Here is a 21,981-nt window from a genome sequence, read left to right as displayed (position 1 = left end):
TCTATACGGTGCCCAGCGGCTGACCCATTCGGACAGTCAGGTCTGGATCCATATCCTTTGCGAAGCTCGCCATGCCAGGTCCAAAAACCGCGATCACGGTAGAACCCAGTTTGAAACGACCCACCTCGGCGCCGCGAGCCAGCATGACAGGCGGGCTGTGTTCGGTGTACGAGGTACGCAGCAGGCCATGTCGGGCCGGCGCTGCCTGCCCGGCCCAGACGGTATCGATGCCTGCAACAATCATTGCACCGACCAGCACCAGCGCCATCGGTCCATGGTCAGTGTCAAATACACACACCAGACGTTCATTGCGGGCGAACAGCCGATCGACGCCTTCCGCGGTGACTTTGTTGACTGAGAAAAGACGCCCCGGCACGTAAACAGTTTCACGCAATACGCCCGCCAGGGGCATATGAAAACGGTGATAGTCGCGTGGTGCCAGGTAGATTGTTGCAAACGATCCGTCCTGGAATTGCTCTGCCAGGGCAGCGTCACCACCCAGTAAGGCCTGTAGCGAGAAATGGCGCCCTTTTGCCTGCAGGAGCTGGTCGTGCTCGATGGCACCGAATTGACTCAGCTGCCCGTCGGCTGGACTGACGATGAGACGCTCGTCCGCAGGCAAAGGCCGGGCGTCAGCCTTGAGCGCTCTGGTAAAAAAAGCATTGAAGCAATCAAAAGCCAGGGGATCGGATTGCTCGGCCTCGCTCATATCAATCTGATAGCGATGAGAGAACCAGCGAATAAAGGTGTTTTTGACGGGTGCCCAGCGACATGCGGCCAGTTTGCCAACCAGGCGCGAAATCAGATGCTGAGGCACGAGGTGCTGCAACCATATAAACAAAGTGTCTTTCATAGCGTCCATACTGCCAGATCGTCGGTCGCATCCAAAGGGCGGTAAAGCTTAATGGAATGTGATCGAGTTTGCATCATTGGCTGTAGAAATTAATGATTTCGCGCCAGCGTCCGATGTAATAGAAGCGAGCCGATTGCTTTGATCCCGTGAGGAGTCCGTACAGGTCATGTTGTTTATAATTGGAGTGGTGGTTGTCTGCGCCAGTGTTGCCGGCGGTTATATCATGCATGGTGGCGTACTGGGTGTGCTGTGGCAGCCATCGGAGTTCATCATTATTCTGGGGGCCGCGTTCGGTGCCTTCCTGATCGCCAACAGTATGCACCTGGTGAAAGAGACCGGCAAACGCCTGCCACGTGCGATTCTCGGGCAGGCAGTCAACGACAAGGTCTATCTGGATCTGTTAAGCCTGCTTTTCGATGTATTCAACAAAGCAAGACGCGAAGGCATGATGTCTATCGAGGGCGACATCGAGTCGCCGGCTGAAAGCGGCATTTTTACGCAATACCCCAGCATCCTTAAAGACAAGCGCGTCATCGAGTTTCTTGCTGACAACCTGCGCATCATGACCACCAGTAACATGGCCCCGCACGAAATCGAAGCCATGATTGATACTGAAATCGAGACCCAGATGCATGAGCTCAGTGAGCCCGCACATGCAATGCACCGGATTGCGGATGGCCTGCCAGGCTTTGGCATCGTGGCCGCGATTCTCGGTATCGTGATCACCATGCAGAAACTGGGCGGCCCGCCAGAGGCGCTGGGCGCCAGTGTGGCGGCGGCTCTGGTGGGAACCTTCGTCGGTATCTTCGTGGCCTATGGGTTTATTGGGCCGATGAGTAACCGCCTGCAGGAAGTGGCGGATGCCGAGATCAAGATGTTTGAGTGCATAAAAGCTGCAATTGTGGCCACCTCCAATGGCCTGCCGCCGCAACTTGCCGTCGAATTTGCACGTAAAACGCTGTACTCGGGTGATCGCCCCAGCTTCTTCGAACTGGAAGAGCATATCCGCAGCCGTTGATCATTTGGATATCAGGTAAGAATTTTGGAAAAGTCCGAACAGACAATAGTCATCAAGCGTGTCAAGAAAGGCGGTGGAGGTCATCATGGTGGCTCCTGGAAGATCGCGTTTGCTGACTTCGCACTGGCACTGATGGCCTTTTTCCTGGTGTTGTGGCTGATCGAAAGTACCACTGACCTTGAGAAGATGGTCATTGCCGGCTACTTCTCCGACCCACGCAGTCTGGCAAGCACTGGTGACGGCGGTACGCCCTACGTGCTGGATATGGGTGGCACACCGCTAATGCTGCCAAACCAGGGCACGAATCCAGCCGTTGTCCGCGACGACGAAGAACCCTACGTCGAGGCTTCCAATGAGCTGGAAAATCTGGAGATGATCGAGATGGCGCGTCTGCGCCAGGTCGAAATGCTGGAAAGCCTAAAAGGTCAGGTTGAAAATCTGGTGGCCGGTAATCAGGCATTTGAATGGTTCGATGAATCGGCGACAGTGGAAGTGACCGAAGATGGCTTGAGTATTCAGATCGTTGATCGTGAAAACCGGCCCCTGTTTGCGCTGGGCTCGAGTGAGATGATGCCCTACGCCAGGCAGGTGCTGTGGTCGATGGCAGGTATTCTCGATGAAGTTCCCAACAAGATCAGTATCTATGGGCACACAGACAGCGTGCCCTTTGGTGATAATGGTGGTCAATACACGAACTGGGAGCTGTCGTCTGACAGAGCCAATTCGGCGCGCCGGGCGCTGGTTGAGGGTGGACTCGAATACGAGCGCTTTGCCCAGATCATTGGTATGGGGTCGTCACTGCCTTTATACGATGATGCTCCCGAGGATCCCGCCAACCGCCGTATCGTGATCATGGTATTGAATGAGCTGGCCGAACAGCGCATTCAGGACGGCACGCGTGACTCAGAGCTTAACGGTGTCGCGCCGCCGGATGAGGTGCTGCCTGATGGCGATGCGCCGGAAATTTTCTGATCGGTCTGTCTGATAACCCCACGCCGGGAGGACCTCAACGCTCTTCCCGTAAACTGTCCAGCACCTGATGATAGCTGGCCAGTCGCGCTTCGCTGACCTGCCCGGCATCTACAGCTGCCAGCAGCGCACAGCCCGGTTCATGAACATGCAGGCAGTCCCGGAATCGACACAGCTCGATGTGAGGTCGGAACTCAACATATCCATAAGCCAGAGAATGAGGCTCAATGTGCCAGAGCCCGAATTCCCGAATACCTGGTGAATCGATGAGATCACCGCTGCCTGGAAGATGGTAGAGTCGCGTTGCGGTGGTAGTGTGTGTGCCTTTCTCGTGCCCGACAGACAATTCGCCGACCTCGGCCAGATTGTCAGATTCTTCGCCTCGCAGGGCATTAATCAAGGATGATTTGCCCACGCCGGACTGCCCGACGAACACAACAGTGTGCTCGGACAGTCGTTGCCGCAGAGCTTCCATATCCGATTCGCGACGTGAGGACACCAGCTGGGTTGGATAGCCAATCTGCTGATAGTGTGCCAGCAGGGCCGAGACATTGGCTGAGGTACCGGATGACTCCAGCAGATCCGATTTATTCAGCAGTATCAGCGGCTGCAGGTCCAGGTGTTCAATGGCCACCAGGTATCGATCGATCAGATTGCCGAAGGGTTCTGGGACTGGTGCAATGACAACAACGACGCAGTCGACGTTGGCGGCGATGGCCCGCAGTTCGCCCCGATTGTTGGGGCGGCTCATGGCGCTGTGACGCGGACGCTGGGCCAGTATGACGCCACCACCCTCCCCGTCCGACTGCCAGACCACCTGGTCACCCGTCACCAGCGGTGGCAGATTCGCCCGCTGGAAGCAGCGCACCACTTGACCTTGCTGGTCTCCATCGCTCGCTTCTACATCAAGCTGCTGTCCATAGTGGCAGACCACCAGTCCGTGGCATTCTTCGCCTGTCATACTTGGCTCGGCGTCACGGCTGGCTGTTTTGCCGCGGCGCGATTGTTGAGCGTCGATACGGCGGCGTTGCTGATGATTAAGGCGTCGTTTGGTCATGGACTGGCATTCTATTACAATGGCTGCGCGGTGAAACCTGTCCTCTCCAAAATACATGGAATACTCTCATGCCTGACACACCAAGCAAGACATCGATAGACAAAACCAAGACACTGATCTGGATCGACATGGAGATGACAGGTCTGGAGCCAGATACAGACCGGATCATTGAAGTGGCGACGCTGGTTACCGACAGTGATCTCAACGTGCTGGCTGAAGGGCCGGTAATTGCCGTCCATCAGAGCGAGGAAGCACTGGCCGCCATGGATGAATGGAATCAGCGGACGCATGGTGGCTCCGGGTTGGTGGAACGTGTGCGCAAAAGCACGATTGATGATGCCGAGGCCGAAAGGCAGACAATAGAGTTTCTGAGTCAGTACGCTGATCCGCGCAGCTCGCCGATGTGCGGCAACAGTGTGCATCAGGATCGGCGTTTCATGGTGCGTTACATGCCAGCGCTGGAGGCCTTCTTTCACTACCGGAATCTGGATGTCAGCACAGTAAAAGAGCTGGCGCGGCGCTGGCGCCCCGAGCTCCCTGGCGGCTTCAGCAAGGCGACAACGCACCAGGCGCTGGATGATATCCGCGAGTCAGTCGATGAATTGCGTTACTACCGCGAACATTTCTTCAAGCTGTAACGCCGTGCTGGCGTAAAGCCCACTCAACATGCTCGCGCACCAGCGCCGATGGATGCTGGGCGCGCGACTGCAGGGCATCAATAATCTTCTGGCTGGTCGGTGCGTTACCCAGGCCCACGGCCAGATTGCGCAGCCAGCCCTCGTAACCAGTGCGCCGGATCGCGGATCCGGTGGTACGTTCCAGGAACTCAGCTTCGGTCCAACGGAACAGCTCGCTAAGCTCACTGCTGTCCAGTCCATGACGTGGCCTGAAGTCGGACTCCTCACTCAGGCGGCTGAATTTGTTCCAGGGACACACAATCTGGCAGTCGTCGCAGCCAAACACCCGATTACCCATCAGTGGCCGCAGTTCTTCAGGAATCGCGCCCTTCAGCTCAATGGTCAAATAGGAGATGCAGCGACGTGCATCAAGCTGATAGGGTCCGACGAAGGCCCTGGTCGGACACATGTCAAGGCATGCGGTACAGCTGCCACAGTGGGCACTGACTGGCTCGTCTATGGGCAGTGGCAGATCGGTGAAGAGCTCGCCCAGGAAAAAAAACGAGCCCGCCTGCCTGTTCAGCAACATGGTGTTTTTGCCGATCCAGCCCAGGCCACCTTTTTCGGCCAGCGCCCGCTCCAGCACGGGTGCGCTATCCACAAAAGCTCTGTATCCAAACTCGCCGACCTCACCGCTGATTTTCTCGGCCAGCTGCTGCAGTCGTTTGCGCAGCAGTTTGTGGTAGTCCCGTCCGCGCGCATAACGCGAGATGTAAGCCATGCGCCCATCACGCATCGGAGTGAGTGTTTGCTCTTTGTCAAAGCTGTAATCCATGCGCACTGACAAAACACGTATGGTGTTCGGATGGAGCTGGTCGGGGGCCAGGCGCAGGTCCTTGTGACGTTCCATGTAGTCCATTTCGCCATGGAAGTTGCGTGCCAGCCAGGCCTCCAGGTGGGGCCGGTAGGCAGCCAGGTCGATGTCTGAGACCGCCAGTTGCTGAAACCCCAGCTCGGCCGCCCACTGCCGGATCTGGGACAGGAGCAGGCGGGATTGTTCTGACGATATCATCGGTTTATAGCTGATTGAGAATCTCGGCTGCCTGCTGCAAGGTCGCGTCGTCTTTGCAGAAGCAAAACCGGATGATGCGAGAGTCGGGTGCCTGCGCGTAGAACGGCGACAGCGGAATTGTCGCGACGCCTTTCTCCTGACACAGCCAGCGGACAAATTCCATGTCGGGCACATCGCTGATGGCGCTGTAATCCACACACTGAAAATAGGTGCCCGCCGATGGCGTGAAGCGGAATCTCGATGACTCAATCAGCTTACTGAAAGTGTCACGTTTGCCCTGGTAGAATGCCGGCAGCTCCAGGTGATGTTCAGCGTGATCACGCATGAAATCCGCAATCGCAAACTGTATGAAGCTGGTGGATGTAAAGGTCACGAACTGGTGTACTTTACGGAACTCCGCGCTCAAAGCTGCAGGTGCAACGCAGTAGGCAGCCTTCCAGCCAGTGGCGTGATAGGTCTTGCCAAAGGAGAACACCGCAAAACTTTTTTCGCGCAGTTCAGTGTGACGCAGCACGCTTTCATGCTGCTGGCCGTCGAACACCATGTGCTCATAGACTTCGTCGGACAGAACCAGAATGCCGTGCCCGCGAATGACGTCGGCAAGCTCGTCGAGGTCAGCACGCGTCAGAATCGAGCCACTGGGATTGTGTGGTGAATTGATAATGATCAGCCGGGTGCGCGGGTTGATTGATTCGCGCAGTCTCTGCCAGTCGATCCGCCAGTCTGGCTGAGTCAGGGGAATGTGCACTGGAACGCCGCCAGCCAGGCGCACCGCCGGGTCATAGGAATCATAGGCCGGGTCAAACATGATGACTTCATCATCGCGCTGAACCGTCGCCTGAATGGCATCAAACAGGGCCTCTGTGGCGCCAGAGGTAACCGTGATCTCATGATCTGCATCGGCCGGATAGCCGTATAGATCGTTGACTTTCAGTGCTATCTGCTCGCGCAGCTGGGCGACACCGGTCATGGGCGCATACTGGTTGCAGCGATGATTGAGATAATATGCAACGCGCTCACGCAAGGCCTCCGGGCAGTCAAAGTCCGGGAAGCCCTGTGACAGGTTGATGGCCTGATACTGCTGTGCCATCCTCGTCATTACGGTAAAGATGGTGGTGCCTACGTCGGGAAGTTTGCTGCGCAATGGATCGCCCTCATGTCACTGAAGCTCGAAGTCTACACGAATTCGCCTTTCAAGAAATTGCCATAAGGATACAACGGATGACTCAGGCCTTTGCCCAGACCAAGTCTGCAAAAAGAACTCCTCAGCTTGCCGATAGTGAAATGAATGAACAGTCTGCGGCGCCGCAACAGGAACCCGCATGGGCTGACGGCCGGGCGTTCAGCCTGCCCTTGGTCAATGTGTCTGGCGGTCGTCAGGCGCTTCGGGCCTACTTTGAGAACACCTGGCGCCTGACCGAGACCCTGTTCTCTGCGCTGGTCAGCGATGAGGCCTACTTTGAGCGCCCGTATCACAAGACGCGCCATCCACTGATCTTTTATTACGTTCATCCGGTGAGCTTCTACATCAATAAACTGCTGGTAGCAGGATTGATTGATGAACCCGTCAACAAGCATTTTGAGGCCCTGTTTGAAACCGGCGTCGATGAGATGAGCTGGGATGACCTGCATGACGGAGAGCAGGATGTCTGGCCGACTGTCGCCGAGGCGCGTGAATACCGGCAACAGGTTTATGCCGTTGTCAGTCATCTGATAGAGACGCATCCGGCGTTTGACAAGCCATGTACCCAGGACAGCCCGGGCTGGGCTCTGGTCATGTGTTTTGAGCACGAGCGAATCCACCTGGAGACCTCATCAGTGCTGATGCGTGAATTGCCGCTGAAATTTTTGCGCCAGCCAGATCAGTGGCCACCCCTGCCGACCAGTGCTGACCAGTCACAGCGATTTGTCAGACCGGTTGCCGGCCTGCACTATCCGATGGATAACCCGATGCTGGAAGTGGCGGCAAAAACGGTCGCTCTGGGCAAGCCCGCAGATTGGCCTACCTTTGGCTGGGACAATGAATACGGTGCCGAGCAACACAAAGTTGATGCCTTCAGAGCCAGTAAACGCCTGATCAGTAACGGCGAGTTCTATGAATTTGTGGCCTCGGGCGCCTACCTGGAGCAGCGCTACTGGAGTGAGGCCGGTTGGCAATGGCGCCGATTCCGCAATACCCGCTGGCCCACATTCTGGGTTCAGGACGGCCCGGTAGGTTCTCATCAATACCGTTTGCGAACGATATTCAACGAAATCCCGATGCAGTGGGACTGGCCCGCCATCGTTAATTTCTATGAAGCCAAAGCTTACTGCAACTGGCGCACTGAACAGGACGGCGCTACATCGCCTTACCGGCTCCTTCACGAGAAAGAGCACGTGGCAATGCGCGACGCATCGCAGCGAGGTCTGAGCAACTGGAAGGCTGGCGAAGAAAATCGCCTGCAGGTCGACCCGGTCATGTCAGCAAAAGGGGTTGCCCGCCTCAACCTCAATCTGACGCAGGGCAGCGAGGCTTCCGTTGAGAGCTTTGCCGCCAATGCGTCGGGCTTTCACGATGTGTTTGGCAATGTCTGGCAGTGGTGTGAGGATACCTTCCACCCGCTACAGGGCTTCAAGATTCATCCGTACTACGTGGATTTCAGCACGCCCTGTTTTGATGATGAACATCAGATGATTCTCGGCGGCTCATTCATCAGTACGGGCGATGAAGCCAGTGTCTGGGCCCGTTTTCATTTCCGTCCACACTTCTTCCAGCATGCTGGATTCCGGATGGTGCAGGGTGAGCAGGCCGGGCTTGGCGGGGGGCAGCGCTACGAGACAGATGCGCTGGTCAATCAATATCTCCTGTTCCACTGGGGTTCGGAAGCAGAGCAACGAGACACCGGCATAAGTCAGAACATTGGTCATCCATCTGTACCGCCGTTCATGACTACCATGGCAAAACTGGTTGCTGAATACGCATCCAGCCACGGCAGCGTGCTGGATCTGGGCTGTGCAGTCGGCCGCGCCAGTGTGGAATTGTCCCGTCATTTCCAGCGTGTCGTCGGGCTTGATTACAGTGAGGCGTTCATCAGAACCGCCAAAGATCTGCTAGAGCAGGGGTCACTACGTTATCAACGGCACGAGAGCGGTCGCCATTGGACCGAGCTGCTGGCGACTGTCCCGGACGACGTGGATCGATCACGGATTCAGTTTGTGCAGGGTGATGCCAGTGATCTGGATGCTGCCGGTCTGGGCCAGCCAGGACAGTTTGATGCCGTGTTGCTGAGCAATCTGCTCTGCCGCCTGCCCGACCCGGCGGCGTGCCTTGAACAGTTTGTTGGTGATCACTCACTGGTGGCCGAGAATGGCATTCTGGTGTTGGCGTCGCCAAATTCATGGCTGGAGCAGTACACGCATCCGGAGGACTTCCTTGATGCACCGGACAGTGAATCAGCGCTCGAGAAGCTCGGTGGCCTGCTTTCCGAATATGAGCTGCTCCACCAGCAGGATCTGCCCTTCATGATTCGCGAACACCGACGCAAGTACGAGTATGTCGTCAGTCAGGTGTCTATATGGCGGCGCAGGCCCGGGCACCGATCCTGATGCATTCAAGGCGCTTCTGAAAATCGAAGATATGGGCGCTGAACATGATCTCGTTAACGCCGGTGCGTTTGATGAAGGCAGCGATGCCTTCACGCACCTGCTCGGGGTCGCCGACGACGGCCTCGCGCAGCGCGTGACCTGCTGCCGCCAGCTCAGCCTCGCTGAAATGTCTGTCGATATTCTCGACTGGCGGTTTCAGAGGGCCTGGCGTACCGCGTCGCAGGGCAATGAACTGTTGCTGTACAGAACTCATCAAGTGGCGGGCCTGCTCTTCGGTGGCTGCCGCGTATAGCGGAACCGCTGCCATACAGTAAGGTTCAGCCAGCTGTTCTGAAGGTCTGAAGCGGCTTCGGTACAGCTCTAGAGCCTGCATCAGGTGATCCGGTGCAAAATGTGATGCAAACGCAAACGGCAGCCCCAGAGCGGCGGCCAGTTGCGCACTGAACAGGCTTGAGCCCAACAGCCATAAAGGAACCTCCAGCCCCTCACCCGGGATCGCCCTGACTGCCTGATCCGGTTGGGCGGCTCTGAAGTAATGCTGCAGCTCCTGCACGTCCCTGGGAAACTGATCAACACTGTCGTGATAGCGGCGCAGGGCCTGCATCGTCAGCGAATCTGTGCCGGGCGCGCGTCCCAGTCCCAGGTCGATGCGGCCAGGGTATAGACTGGCCAGCGTACCAAATTGTTCAGCGACCATCAGTGGTGCGTGATTGGGCAGCATGATACCGCCTGAGCCAACCCTGATTCTGCTCGTTCCTTCTGCAACATAGCCAAGCGCCACCGCGGTAGCCGCGCTGGCAATGCCGGTCATATTGTGATGCTCTGCCATCCAGAAACGGCGATAGCCACAACTCTCTGCCTCCTGAGCCAGTGACCTCGCATTGAGCAGAGCCTGGCGTGCGCTGCTGCCCTGTACGATGGGCGCAAGATCAAGCAATGAGTATGCAGTCATTACGGTCTCCTCTGGTACGGATGTGCGTTGGAAATTCGTCCTCAATCATCATGCATGTGTCATGATAAGGCGCGCACGATAACATAGTCACGGAAGGCATTTGTCGTGGCAGAGGGGTGGTGCGATTCTGGGGCTCATATCTGGGCGTTGCCCAACGCTGAAATCTGTCTGGTTATCGCGGCTAACGGCATCAGGCTTGAATAATGCCAGGTGCTGGATTACTCTGCTTGATCCGTGAGCATCTCTATATAACTCTGGCTTATTTGACACGTAAAGCAGCACGAGAATCAGTACGGCAAGGACAAGCTTACCTTAGATCGCGGTTAGGTTGAAAAATCAGGCGCTGAGAATCAATTGACGAAAATTTCTCTGAGGAGATTGATGTGAAAAAACAAACTATTCTTTCTGCTGCGGTTGCAGCGGTGGTCACCGGGGGACTTGCCCTGACTGCCGTGCAATCGACAATGGCAGCCGATGACTACACAGCACCGCGCAATGAATGGGGACAACCAGATCTGCGTGGTGTATTTAACTTCAGCTCAAATACACCCATGCAGCGTAATCCGGAGTACGGCAATCGCCTGTTCTACACTGAAGAGGAAGTACTGGAGCGCGACCGCCGCGTTGCCGAAGAAGCAGCAGCCAGTGATGGTCAGTCCAACCAGGGTGGCGTCGGTGGTTACAACCGTGGCTGGATCGAGGATCTGCCCCAGGATGTGAATCTGCGGACTTCGATTATTGTTTACCCGGAGAATGGCCGCCTGCCGGCCCGTGTACCGGGCGCGCCAATGGCATTTGGTGGCCTTGGGCCGGATTACGACGGTGAGCGTCCCGTTCGCGTTGCGGTCGGCGGTATCGGCAAAGATGGCCCCGAAGATCGTGGTATCTCCGAGCGCTGTCTGCTGGGCTTCAACTCAGTCCCGCCGTTCACGCCCAGCATGTACAACAACAACGTGCAGCTGTTCCAGACTGAAGATCACGCGGTGATTTTCAACGAGATGATCCATGAGGCACGTATCGTTCGCCTGCAGGATGAGCACATTCCGGAGAGCATCACGCAGTGGACTGGCGACTCAGTTGGCTACTACGAAGGCGACTCACTGGTAGTTGAGACCAGAAACTTCAACTACAAGTCACAGACCTTCTTTGGCACCGGCGTTGCTACCAACAAGACACTGATTGAGAAGTTCACCCGCACGGCGGATGACATTGTTGAGTACGAGTTCACCGTCATCGATCCTATGGCATTTGAGGACAAGTTTACCGGTGTTGTCCCGATGTTCCGCAGCGAAGAAGTGCTTTACGAGTATGCCTGTCACGAAGGTAACTACGGCATGGTCAATATTCTTCAGGGTCAGCGTGTTGAAGACGGCACCTGGGACTACGACAACAACCGTGCGATTCGCCAGTGATCTGGTGTTTGTGAGCTAATTTGGACGAAGGTTTTTCATGAAGACACAATTCAAGACGATGTTTGCGGTGGCAGCCACTGCCGCCGCAGTCAGCGCTTTCTGGCTGGCGCAGGATGCAACTGAAGTACAGGCACAAAATGGCATGAGCAGTGCGCAGATTCCGCGTACGCCAGACGGCAAGCCAAACCTTAATGGTATCTGGCAAACCATGAATGCGGCCAACTGGAGCCTGGAGCCCGCAGAGGCCCGTCACGGTCCCCTGGCGGCTCTGGAAGCTGGTGCACACCTGGCATTCCCGCCAAGCGTGGGTTATGTCGAGGGTGGCACTATCCCTTACAAAGATGGCATGCGTGAGCAGCAGCAGGAAAATATGCGCAACTGGCTGCAACGCGATCCAACCACGCAGTGCAAACTGCCAGGTGTGCCGCGCGCAACCTACCTGCCCTATCCTTTCCAGATTTTCCAGGCACCTGATGCAACGCTGATCAGCTACCAGTTCGCTGGCGCTGACCGCATTGTGCACATGGACCGTCCGGACCTGGAAGCACAGGTAGACAGCTGGATGGGTCACAACAATGGCTCATGGGATGGCGACACGCTGGTGATCGACGTCACTGGCCAGATCGCTGACACCTGGTTTGACCGTTCAGGCCATTATCACAGTGGCTGGGACATGCACGTGCAGGAGCGTTACACCATGGTTGATGCCAACACCATTGACTATTCCGCTACCATCACGGATCCGAACACCTTCGAAGAGCCCTGGACCATCAACATGAAGCTGTATCGTCACCAGGACGACAATGCCATGCTGCTGGAGTTCAAGTGCGTGGAATTCGTGGAAGAGCTGATCTACGGCCATCTGCGTGCCCCGGGCGATCCGATTGGAGATGGTGTTACACCGATTTACTGATTCGGTAAGCTGAATCAGCTATTTATAACACCCGGTGAATACTGTATAAATAAACAGTAATCATCGGGTGTTTTTATGTCTGCTACGTTCTCACTGAGCGCGGCCTCGCCGGCTGCGCCCCCAGCACCGGCCTATGCCGAGCTCCATTGCCTGAGCAACTACAGTTTTCTGCGCGCTGCCTCTTTTCCGGAAGAGCTTGTGGAGCGTGCTATTGAGCTGGGTTATCAGGCACTGGCGCTGACTGACGAATGTTCAGTGGCCGGTGTGGTCAGGGCCTGGACGGCAGTACGTTCCGCCACGCCGCAGGGTCAACCCGCGCCAGTCAAGCTGATTGTCGGCAGTGAGTTTCATTCTGATGACGGCCTGCATCTGGTGCTGCTGGCGCCCGATCGCCACGCCTATGGTCAGCTGTCTGCGATGATCAGCGAAGCACGGCGTCGGGCAGACAAGGGACGCTATAGTTTTACCCGTGAGTTGCTGGAGACTCATTTGCCGGCGCGGTGCCTGGCGCTATGGGTACCCCCGGCCCAGCCCTTTCTCAATCGCTATGACCCGGTGGCGGCGCATCAGACTCTGAAGTGGCTGCGCGGCCTGTTTCCGGGCCGCTTGTGGATAGCGGCACAGTTCTATCTGGATGCGGATGATTTCGATAAACGAGAGGCACTGCGGCAACTGTCCGAGCAAAGTCAGGTACCCGTGTGTGCCGCTGGAGGTGTGATCATGCATCATCCGATACGCCGGGCCTTGCGCGATACCTTGACGGCCATTCGCCTGCGCACACCATTGGCCGATCTGGGTTACAAACTACCCCCCAATGCCCAGCAGTTCATGCGCAGCCGCGGCACGCTGGGCCGACTATACCCGGCGCAATGGTTGGCTGAAACCACGCATATTGCTGCCCGCTGCCAGTTTGACCTGGGTGAGTTGCGTTATGAATACCCACGTGAGCTGGTACCGGAAGGATTCAGTCCGGCGGCATGGTTGCGGCGGCTGACACTGGCAGGCATGCAGGAACGCTGGCCGGACGGGGTGCCGGAGACAGTCCGGACACTGGTGGACAAAGAACTGGGCCTGATTGCAGAGCTCGGTTACGAGCACTTTTTTCTGACGGTGCATGACCTGGTGACCTTTGCTCGAAGTCGCGGCATTCTCTGCCAGGGTCGCGGGTCAGCTGCCAACTCTGCGGTTTGTTATTGTCTGGGCATTACTGCGGTTGACCCGGCCCGCATGCAGCTGCTGTTTGAGCGCTTTCTGTCCAAAGAACGTGATGAGCCGCCGGATATCGATGTCGACTTCGAGCACGAGCGGCGAGAAGAGGTCATCCAGTATATCTACCAGAAATACGGCCGGCACCGCGCGGCACTGGCCGCAACCGTCATCTGTTACCGGCGCCGCAGTGCCATCCGGGACGTTGGCAAGGCGCTGGGGCTGACTGAGACGGAACTGGACTGGGCGCTGAACTGCCTGCGCAGCAACTCCCAGGGCGAGCTGGTGGCGCTGGAAGACCCGCAGTTACCGGCGTTTCAGCTGGAGCGTCTGGTTTACCTGGTAGAGCAGTTGACGGGTTTCCCCCGGCATTTGTCCCAGCACGTGGGTGGCTTTGTGATCAGTGAGGGTCGGCTGGCTGAACTGGTGCCGATCGAGAATGCGGCCATGGCTGATCGCACCGTGATCCAGTGGGAGAAAGATGACCTGGAGGCGCTGGGTCTGCTCAAGGTGGATGTGCTGGCGCTGGGCATGTTGACGGCCATACGCAAAGCCCTGGCGCTGATCAATGAACAGGTCACTGATCAGAATCATGAGCAGGCCGGCAAGCCGGGCGCCCGGCCGCTGACTCTGGCCGATGTCCCCGCCGAAGATCCCCAGGTCTACGACATGATCAGCGAGGCAGATACGGTCGGAGTATTCCAGATTGAATCACGCGCACAGATGAGCATGCTGCCGCGGCTGAGGCCTCGCAACTATTACGATCTTGTTGTGCAGATTGCCATTGTCAGGCCCGGTCCTATTCAGGGTGATATGGTGCATCCCTATTTGCGGCGCCGACAAGGTGTGGAAGCAGTTACTTACCCTAGTGCTGAGGTGCAACAGGTCTTGCAGCGCACGCTGGGTGTGCCCATCTTTCAGGAGCAGGTCATGCAGATTGCCATGGTGGCTGCCGGCTTCAGCGGTGGTGAGGCAGACCAGCTGCGGCGTGCGATGGCGGCCTGGAAACGCAAGGGCGGACTGGAACCCTTCCGGGAACGGCTTATTGAGGGCATGCAGGAGCGCGGCTACGCGACCACCTTCGCGGAGCAGATCTATCAGCAGATAAAAGGCTTTGGTGATTACGGTTTCCCTGAGTCCCATTCGGCCAGTTTTGCCTTGCTGGCATATGTCTCGGCCTGGCTTAAATGTCATCATCCAGCCGCTTTTTTATGTGCACTGCTCAACAGCCAGCCCATGGGGTTTTATGGCGCCTCACAACTGGTGCAGGATGCCCGGCGCCACGGGGTGACGGTATTGCCGGTCGATGTGCTGTTCAGTGAGCATGACTCCAGTCTGCAGCCTGTTGGCGACAAACCCGGACAGCTTGCGGTCCGGCTGGGGCTGCACCTGGTCAAGGGGCTTTCCGCCAATGCGATACAACGACTGCTACAGGCGCGCGAGCAGCAGGTCTTCACCAGTGTGACAGATGCATTGCGCCGCGCTGCCTTGTCCGCCTCCGATCGCGACGCGCTGGCGGCTGCCGATGCGCTCAGCAGCCTGGTCAGTGATCGCCATCGTGCGTTCTGGGATTCGCGAGTCGAGCTTAGCCTGCCCCCCCTGTTTGCCGAACATTCACAGGCTCTGCCGGAGAGCGCCGACGCCGGACAGCTGCTGATGTTGCCACGTAGCAGCGAAGCACAGAATATCTATGCCGACTACCAGTTTCTGGGGCTCAGTCTGCGCCGCCATCCGATGAGCCTGTGGCGTGAACATCTTCAGCATTTTCACGTGACGACGGCCGCGGATCTGGCAACACTGACCGACCATCAGCCTGTCAAGATCGCTGGCCTGGTCACCTGCCGTCAACGGCCACAGACCGCATCAGGTGTCACCTTCATGACTCTCGAAGACGAAACCGGGTTTATTAATACGGTTGTATGGCCTTCGCTGTTGAAAAGTCACTATCGCCTGGTACATGAAGCCAGTCTGATTGGTGTCAGTGGCTACCTGCAGCAAAGCGAGGGCGTGACGCATGTGATCGCGGTACAGCTGGTAGATCTGTCCCACTGGTTGCAGGGTATGCCGGTACGCTCGCGGGATTTTGCCTGAATGCAGTCAGCCAGCGGCTCAATAGCGCGGCTTTGGGCGCATCAGCAGAGGATAAGCCAGCACAGCCGCAATAATGATCAGCGCGCCCAGATAAAACCCGCCACTGACCTCCTGCTGTTCGCCCAGTAGTAGCGCTGCCAGGGCAATGGCATAGATTGGCTCGAGATTCACGGCCAGAGCGCTGGCGTAAGCGGACAGGTGTCGCAGTGCCATAAGCGACAGTGCAAACGGCAACAAGGTACAACCGATAGCCAGCACCAGCATCCATAGCAGATCCATGCCCTGAGGCAGCTGGAATACCGCGGAAGGTTCATCCACGATTCCTTGAATTGCGCTGATATCGGCAGCACCCAGGGCTACGCTGAGGATCACCAGAAACAGGCAGCCACTGGCCATTTCAATGGCCGTAACGGTGAGCGCGTCAGCTTTGAGTACATAACGTTTATTGAGAGACGCAAATAAAGCCACAAACAGGGCCGACAGAATGCCCACCGCTATGCCTAGGTTCATTGCCTCTGGTGTGCCACCGACGACCAGCAGGATGCCCGGCAACACCACCAGTCCCAGCAGCAACTCGCGTAGCTGGAAGCGCCGCCCAGCCAGTATAGGCTCGATGACAGACAGAAAAACCGGGACGGTGGCAATGCAGGTAACAGCAACGGAGGCGTTGGCAAGCTTGATGGCGCCGTAGAAGGTCAGCCAATGCAGTGCCACTAGCACACCAATGCCCGTATAGGCACCCAGCAGACCCCGCGGCAGTGTCTTCAACACGCGCCAGATCCGGGGTAGCAAAAGCAGTGCCCCCGCTACCAGCCCCATGCGCCAGATCACCAGCGGCAGTGCCTGCAGCGTGATCAGCTTGCCCAGTATGGCCGTAAATCCCCATAAGACCACACACAGGTGGATCTGCAGCCAGGCAACTCGCGTCTCAATCATGGGGCTTCAGCTCTTTGTTACGTAAGCAAACATTCTAGCACCTGCTAAGTTGGGTAAAACTATCGTAAGATGACATTCTGATGGGAGAGCGTTACCGAAAGTATGATTAAAAAAATTGCCGTCGCTGATGTCGTGCTGGGAATGTATCTTGTGGAGATCCACGGGTCCTGGCTGCATCATCCATTCTGGAAGTCCAACTTTCTGCTGGAAGATCCGGAGGATTTGAGCAAACTCAAATCGTCTGGCGTTCCGTCTGTTTCTGTTGACCTTTCGCGCAGCAAACTGTCGGATAGCAAACCTCGCCCACGTCCGGAAAGTCGCGAAAAACCAGCTATCACGGAACTGCGGCCGGCGCCGGCGGAAAAACGAACTTCCTTTGAGTCAGAGCTGCGTCATGCCCGGCGCCTGTGTGAGCAATCACAGAACGAAGTCTTGTCCATGTTCTCCGAAGCGAGAATGGGGCAGGCTGTGCCGCTGACTCGTGCCGCGCAGGTGGTAGAAGAGATCAACAGCTCAGTGACGCGTCAGCCACAAGCGTTGATCACACTGGCCAGATTAAAAACCTCAGATAATTACACCTATATGCACTCGGTGGCGGTGTCTGCGCTGATGATTGCGCTGGCGCGAGAATTGAATCTGGATGATGGCAAGGTGCACGTTGCGGGTATGGCCGGCCTGCTGCACGATGTCGGCAAAATGGCCGTGCCGGATGCAATTCTTAATAAGCCGGGGAAGCTTACCGACGAGGAGTTCGCTCTGGTCAAATCACACCCGGTGAAAGGCGCCGAGATCCTCGAGCGCTCCAGTGGTGTTGATGACAAAGTTATTGAGGTGTGCCTGCATCACCACGAAAAATTTGACGGAAGTGGCTATCCAAACGGTCAGGCAGCCAACCAGATCAGCGTGATTGCACGTATGGCGGCGGTTTGTGACGTGTATGATGCGATTACGTCAGACCGGCCCTACAAGAAGGGCTGGCCGCCATCGGAATCCATTCAGCGTATGGTGTCCTGGTCAGGTCATTTTGATCCCAAAATTCTGCAGGCATTCATCAAAGTGGTTGGTATCTATCCCGTTGGTTCACTGGTCCGTCTGAAAAGCCAGCGCCTTGCGGTAGTGATCGCTCAAAGTGAAGGCAGTCTGTTGAAACCTGTAGTGAAGGTGTTTTTCTCGACTCGTACCCAGCTGCCACTGCCCCAGCAGATACTGGATCTTTCCAAAAGCAGTGTGGATGATGCCATCGAATGTCGGGAGCCATTGGAGAACTGGAATTTTCCCTATCTGAATGATCTTTGGCAGGAAGCCGGTTAAAAACTATCTCGGCTTCTTTGGCTAGATGCTCTGGCTCAGCAGAAAAATCCATGCAGAAACCAGTCGCCGGTGCTGCCAAGCTCCTGATAGATCCACAACTGTGAACCTTGCCGGTTACGCGCGACATAGTAGTCACGACGTATGCTGTTGCCTGCCCACCAGCGGGTTTCGATACGCTGTGGACCGCTCAATAGCGTCAGTTGGCTTTTATAGATCGGGCGGTTGTGCAGTTGTCGCAGTCGCTGTGCCGGGCGCAGCAACCAGGCTGGTGCCCGGTATGACAACGCACAGGTGTCGGCCAGCAGGCTGGGCGGGCTGTGCCAATGTTGAGTTGCGCTGCTGAACTCGGGAGCATGCTCTTCGGCAAGTTGCAGGCGCAGAACATTGTCAGCGCCAAGGCGAGCACTGAGCATATCTGTCAATCCATTGACCTGTTGATCGGGAGAATAAGGCTGCAGGCTGATTGAGCTCAAGGTCAGGCCGATGACATCAGCAGTAAGTGTATGCTTCTCCAGAGCCAGCTCAAATAAAGCCAGAAACAGACTGGTGTCACGGCTGGCATAACGCGTTATCACCGGCAGGGCAAGCTGCTGTCCATCCGATAGATGCAGCATGAGGTCGAATTGCGCAGACAACAGATGCCGGCGCAGCAGGAACTCCCGGTATTCTGCAAACAGTGACACAACGTGATGCACAATCGCCGCAGTATTATGCAGCGGATACTCTGGATATAGCTCGCGTGAAAACTGCGGCGGGGGCTGCCAGCGTGGAGGCCGCTCGGGCCGCAGGGCCAGCAGGCGGTCCAGGTATTCACTCAGCTCCCGTCCGAAACGCAGGCGAAGCTGTGCGGCAGGAAGGCGCCAAATATCCCTCAAATAAAAAAGGCCGCAACGCTGCAGAGATGCCTTTAACCTGGCAGCTAAAGGTAACTCTGCGATAGTGATTCCAGCGAGCGCTGATCGCAGTTCGCTGCTGTGCGCCACGACTTTCTGCCGAGCGCAACGGGCCAACAGGGTGCTGGCAGCTGGGCTGGGTGTAACGCTGCCTCGATAGACTTCTGGCTGGTGCTGATACAGTTCATCCAGATGCTGCTCAAGCGTTTCGTGGAGGCGTCGCCAACCACCAAAATAACGCAGGCTTCCGCCTATCTCAATCAGCAGTGTCTCGGCACCTGCGGCACAGACATAATCACTTATGCGCAATCCTGCGGGCAGCGTCTGATGTACCGAAAGGCCAGGGTGGTGGATGGCATACCAAAGTGTGCGGCTGCGTAGTACCGGGCGGTTGCGTGGTGGTGCAGAGGTGAGAGAGGAGCCGCCGCGCAGGTGCCGGGCGCCGGCACCCGCGCGGCGTAATTTCAACATGGCAAACGTAACGAGGCCTGGCCCTTATGATAACTGCCGCGCGCCTTGAGCAGGCTGACATTCAGATTGCGCTGAGCCCTGGACTCAGGACTGGCATGCAGATCGCTTACGGCACTGCCAAGTTGCAGCTGCAGCGTGGCAGGAGAATGTAATGTAGCGCGCTGATGGAAAAGTATGCCCAGCGTGTTGCCTTCACTGGCGGCCAGCTGCAGACGCCGGATCACGCGGGCGCTCAACCAGTTCTGCCATGCCAGTACCAGGCCGCACTCGCTGGATTGCAGGGCTTTTTCGATACTCCACAAAGCCTGGTTGCACTGAGTCTGGGGTGGAATCACAAAGCTGTTACTGAGGTTGATGCCGGCCTGTTTGAGAGCCGGGGCATGCAGCGGATAAGGCGGGGCAATCCACAGAATGGACTGCTTGCGCTGACTGCGTTCGCGCAGCAATGGCATCAACAGCTGCAGCTCACCAATACCCTGATGGGGGCAGATCATCTCGACCAGCCCCCGCTCAGGCCAGCCTCCCCGGGGCAGCAGCCGGTCGAGCGCATCAAAACCGGTGGACTGGGCCTTGCCCTCCAGACGTGTCTGCGCGGATGACAGGGTTTGTGCATTGGGGCGGGCCTGATTGCCTGCCTGCACCTGGCTGGTCAGACGGTGCGTGCCTGGACCTTCCTGGATCATGTCGCTGTCAGCAAACAGATCGCCGGTACCGGGTCGGCTGACAGACTGGTGATGGGAGCTGGCAGGACGGTTGGCTGGTTTGCTGCCTGCACGCCACAGATCCGGTGTCTGATTCAATAAAGAGGCAATCATGGCTTCGCGCTGTTGATGAGGCAGTTCATCACATACCAGCTTGTCACACGCCAGCTTGTGAGCCGTGTCGCGATCCTGAAATTGCTGGCTTCTCAATTTATTCAGGCTGTCACTCATATGCTTGCCCTGCTTGATTAAAGTCTGACTGCGACCGGCAGATAAGCTCCAAGGTGTTTTCTGTTTTATGAACCCGATATCACCCTTTGCGTCTGATTTGCAGCCAGCTGCTGTATGGATAAACAGTGGTTGCTGTGAATATATACAGTGGTTTGCGGTATGGCAAGCAAATATTTCACACAGAGGGCGTCACACTTGTAAAGAAATGTAAAATATTTTGCGCCGCTGATTGTCACAATCCAATTATTGTATTAGCCTTCAGCACGTTAGCCCTATTTTCTACTTGGGCTTGTGAAATATAAAACTTAATTAACTGGAAAATAGAATAATTAGAGAACGACATCTCATGAAACGCAAACCTGACATGTTGATGGTTGTTGTACTTCTGTTTGCACTGAGCGTGCTGGTCAGCGGTGTCGCCCAGAGCGGATTGCTCTAGCGCAATACGCGTCTCCCGCTGCAAGCGAATTGGTGGTGGCAGACTACAAGGGCCACAAGCGGCCAAAAGACCAGCGCGGCGTTGCAATCTGATCCATGCGGACATCCCATGGCGCTGGCCTGAGCGTCTCTCCTGATTCCTGACACATATGTCCCAGTCCTATCAGTCTGGGGAAACGTCTGCCTGCTCTGAAAGACAGAGCCCGATCGTAAAATCCCTTGCCCATGCCCAGGCGATGTCCCTGCCTGTCAAAGCCCACCAGCGGGACCAGAATCAGATCCAGGCTTTTGATACTGGCAACTCTGCCAACTGCCGGAACCGGCTCAGCAATGCCCCAGCGATTGCGGTGCAGACGGCTGTGCCGGCTAACACGGACAAATACCAGGCGATGCGGGTGAAACGGATGCAGCACCGGCAGATAACAGATCTTGCCCTGCGCCCAGGCCTTCTTCAGTAGACCAGCCGGATCAATCTCGCCATCAATGGCCTGGTAAAACGCAATGCGACGACTGCCTCGCCAGGTCAATGAGCGATTGATGCGATGGGTCAGGCGGATGGCATTGTGACGTTGTGTGAAATGGTCCAGCTGTCGGCGCCTTTGGCGCAGTTGCTTTCGCAGGGAAGGATTCTTCGTGCCGGATTGACCGGTAGGCTGGTAAGCAGCAGGCATAAGCTTGACTACGATGTATGCGGAAGCCACCCAAGATACCGCCGCCGAAATAGTCCTGAACCCTTTGGTTCAGGTGGTGGCGCCAACGATGCTTTCAGGCTTTCCGTCAAGCGGACATGCACAACCACATCTTGTCGGCGCCTCCGGGGTATTGAATATCGGCTCAAGAACACTTTCAGCTAGCGGATACCCCAGGTGACTATGGAATCAGTATATAGCAGTTGGGAAGGCCTATCGAGGGTTAAGCGCGGATTTTTTGTTACAGCTCCATCTGCCGGGCATTGTGCAGTGCGCGCTCGATTTTATCTTCAAGATATTTGATTTTCTGGGCGCTGCCGTGGCGGGATGTGTTGATCTGATGGTTTTTTTGTATCAGCTCGTGAGTAATATTCAGGGCTGCCATCACAGAGATTTTTTCGAGCCCGTGAATCGTACCTCGCGCTTTGATTTTGCGCATGTTTTCATCCAGATAGCGCGCCGACTTGAGCAGCGCATCCTGCTCTGAGGGCGGGCAACTGATCTGGTATTCACGGTCGAGGATTTTGACGACAACCGTGCTAGAGGCTTCGGGGCTGCTGGACATA

The 21,981-nt window shown here is 56.5% G+C and carries 18 protein-coding genes and 1 other RNA gene; 8 read left to right on the top strand and 11 right to left on the bottom strand.

The window, feature by feature from the left end:
• Position 1: 1 nt before the first annotated feature.
• Positions 2–853, bottom strand: a complete 852-nt coding sequence (gene asd, locus LVD14_RS02535; protein WP_237132461.1) for an archaetidylserine decarboxylase — start codon at positions 851–853, stop codon at positions 2–4.
• A gap of 166 nt (positions 854–1,019) precedes the next feature.
• Here asd and motA point away from each other — a divergent pair, with 166 nt between their 5' ends.
• Together motA and motB are read left to right on the top strand one after the other, a co-directional pair.
• Positions 1,020–1,871, top strand: coding sequence for a flagellar motor stator protein MotA (gene motA, locus LVD14_RS02530; RefSeq protein ID WP_237132460.1), 852 nt, complete (start codon positions 1,020–1,022; stop codon positions 1,869–1,871).
• A gap of 24 nt (positions 1,872–1,895) precedes the next feature.
• On the top strand, positions 1,896–2,843 hold the full coding sequence (gene motB, locus LVD14_RS02525; protein WP_237132459.1) for a flagellar motor protein MotB: 948 nt from the start codon (positions 1,896–1,898) through the stop codon (positions 2,841–2,843).
• Positions 2,844–2,877: 34 nt separating this feature from the next.
• Here motB and rsgA read toward each other — a convergent pair whose 3' ends face one another.
• Positions 2,878–3,897 carry a small ribosomal subunit biogenesis GTPase RsgA gene (gene rsgA, locus LVD14_RS02520; protein WP_237132458.1) on the bottom strand — a complete coding sequence of 340 codons (1,020 nt, stop codon included), beginning with the start codon at positions 3,895–3,897 and terminating at the stop codon, positions 2,878–2,880.
• A 95-nt stretch (positions 3,898–3,992) separates the two neighbouring features.
• On the opposite strand from rsgA, the gene orn reads away from it, so the two are divergent.
• Entirely contained in the window at positions 3,993–4,535 is a 543-nt protein-coding gene (gene orn / locus LVD14_RS02515) for an oligoribonuclease (protein WP_411268262.1), read from the top strand.
• Here orn and queG read toward each other — a convergent pair.
• Together queG and LVD14_RS02505 are read right to left on the bottom strand one after the other, a co-directional pair.
• Entirely contained in the window at positions 4,525–5,586 is a 1,062-nt protein-coding gene (queG, locus tag LVD14_RS02510) for a tRNA epoxyqueuosine(34) reductase QueG (protein WP_237132456.1), read from the bottom strand. The genes orn and queG overlap by 11 nt on opposite strands.
• A 4-nt stretch (positions 5,587–5,590) precedes the next feature.
• Positions 5,591–6,730: a pyridoxal phosphate-dependent aminotransferase gene (locus tag LVD14_RS02505; protein ID WP_272907153.1), complete on the bottom strand. Its 1,140-nt coding sequence runs from the start codon at positions 6,728–6,730 to the stop codon at positions 5,591–5,593.
• 77 nt (positions 6,731–6,807) lie between these two features.
• On the opposite strand from LVD14_RS02505, the gene ovoA reads away from it, so the two are divergent.
• Positions 6,808–9,171 carry a 5-histidylcysteine sulfoxide synthase gene (gene ovoA / locus LVD14_RS02500; protein ID WP_237132455.1) on the top strand — a complete coding sequence of 788 codons (2,364 nt, stop codon included), beginning with the start codon at positions 6,808–6,810 and terminating at the stop codon, positions 9,169–9,171.
• On the opposite strand, the gene LVD14_RS02495 is transcribed toward ovoA, so the two are convergent.
• Positions 9,137–10,123, bottom strand: a complete 987-nt coding sequence (locus LVD14_RS02495) for an LLM class flavin-dependent oxidoreductase (protein ID WP_237132454.1) — start codon at positions 10,121–10,123, stop codon at positions 9,137–9,139. The genes ovoA and LVD14_RS02495 overlap by 35 nt on opposite strands.
• 383 nt (positions 10,124–10,506) lie before the next feature.
• Between LVD14_RS02495 and LVD14_RS02490 the strand changes: the two genes are divergently transcribed.
• The 3 genes from LVD14_RS02490 to LVD14_RS02480 all read left to right on the top strand — a co-directional run bounded on the left by LVD14_RS02490 (position 10,507) and on the right by LVD14_RS02480 (position 15,745).
• Complete coding sequence (locus tag LVD14_RS02490) at positions 10,507–11,535, top strand: hypothetical protein (protein ID WP_237132453.1); 1,029 nt, start codon at positions 10,507–10,509, stop codon at positions 11,533–11,535.
• Positions 11,536–11,572: 37 nt separating this feature from the next.
• Complete coding sequence (locus tag LVD14_RS02485) at positions 11,573–12,448, top strand: hypothetical protein (RefSeq protein ID WP_237132452.1); 876 nt, start codon at positions 11,573–11,575, stop codon at positions 12,446–12,448.
• 75 nt (positions 12,449–12,523) lie between these two features.
• Positions 12,524–15,745 carry an error-prone DNA polymerase gene (locus LVD14_RS02480; RefSeq protein ID WP_237132451.1) on the top strand — a complete coding sequence of 1,074 codons (3,222 nt, stop codon included), beginning with the start codon at positions 12,524–12,526 and terminating at the stop codon, positions 15,743–15,745.
• Between the two features lie 18 nt (positions 15,746–15,763).
• On the opposite strand, the gene LVD14_RS02475 is transcribed toward LVD14_RS02480, so the two are convergent.
• Positions 15,764–16,681 (bottom strand): DMT family transporter, encoded by a 918-nt coding sequence (locus LVD14_RS02475; protein WP_237132450.1) that lies wholly within the window; start codon positions 16,679–16,681, stop codon positions 15,764–15,766.
• Between the two features lie 102 nt (positions 16,682–16,783).
• On the opposite strand from LVD14_RS02475, the gene LVD14_RS02470 reads away from it, so the two are divergent.
• A complete protein-coding gene (locus LVD14_RS02470; RefSeq protein WP_237132449.1) occupies positions 16,784–17,992 on the top strand; it encodes an HD-GYP domain-containing protein in 1,209 nt (402 codons plus the stop codon).
• Between the two features lie 35 nt (positions 17,993–18,027).
• On the opposite strand, the gene LVD14_RS02465 is transcribed toward LVD14_RS02470, so the two are convergent.
• From LVD14_RS02465 to LVD14_RS02445, 5 genes are all read right to left on the bottom strand, one after another.
• The gene (locus LVD14_RS02465) at positions 18,028–19,356 is read right to left on the bottom strand and encodes a hypothetical protein (RefSeq protein ID WP_237132448.1); all 1,329 of its coding nucleotides are present in this window, start codon (positions 19,354–19,356) and stop codon (positions 18,028–18,030) included.
• Positions 19,350–20,288, bottom strand: coding sequence for a translesion DNA synthesis-associated protein ImuA (imuA, locus tag LVD14_RS02460; protein ID WP_237132447.1), 939 nt, complete (start codon positions 20,286–20,288; stop codon positions 19,350–19,352). The genes LVD14_RS02465 and imuA overlap by 7 nt, the downstream gene beginning before the upstream one ends.
• A 482-nt stretch (positions 20,289–20,770) precedes the next feature.
• Positions 20,771–21,397, bottom strand: coding sequence for a 5-formyltetrahydrofolate cyclo-ligase (locus LVD14_RS02455; protein ID WP_237132446.1), 627 nt, complete (start codon positions 21,395–21,397; stop codon positions 20,771–20,773).
• A 23-nt stretch (positions 21,398–21,420) separates the two neighbouring features.
• Positions 21,421–21,598: non-coding RNA, 6S RNA (gene ssrS, locus LVD14_RS02450), on the bottom strand.
• A 58-nt stretch (positions 21,599–21,656) separates the two neighbouring features.
• Entirely contained in the window at positions 21,657–21,980 is a 324-nt protein-coding gene (locus LVD14_RS02445) for a cell division protein ZapA (RefSeq protein ID WP_237132445.1), read from the bottom strand.
• Position 21,981: the final 1 nt, after the last annotated feature.

Origin of the sequence: Pseudohongiella sp. O18, assembly GCF_021729085.1 — a bacterium.
Lineage (GTDB): Bacteria > Pseudomonadota > Gammaproteobacteria > Pseudomonadales > Pseudohongiellaceae > Pseudohongiella.
Note: the sequence above shows the minus strand (reverse complement) of the source record. Positions and strands in the feature narration are given on the sequence as shown.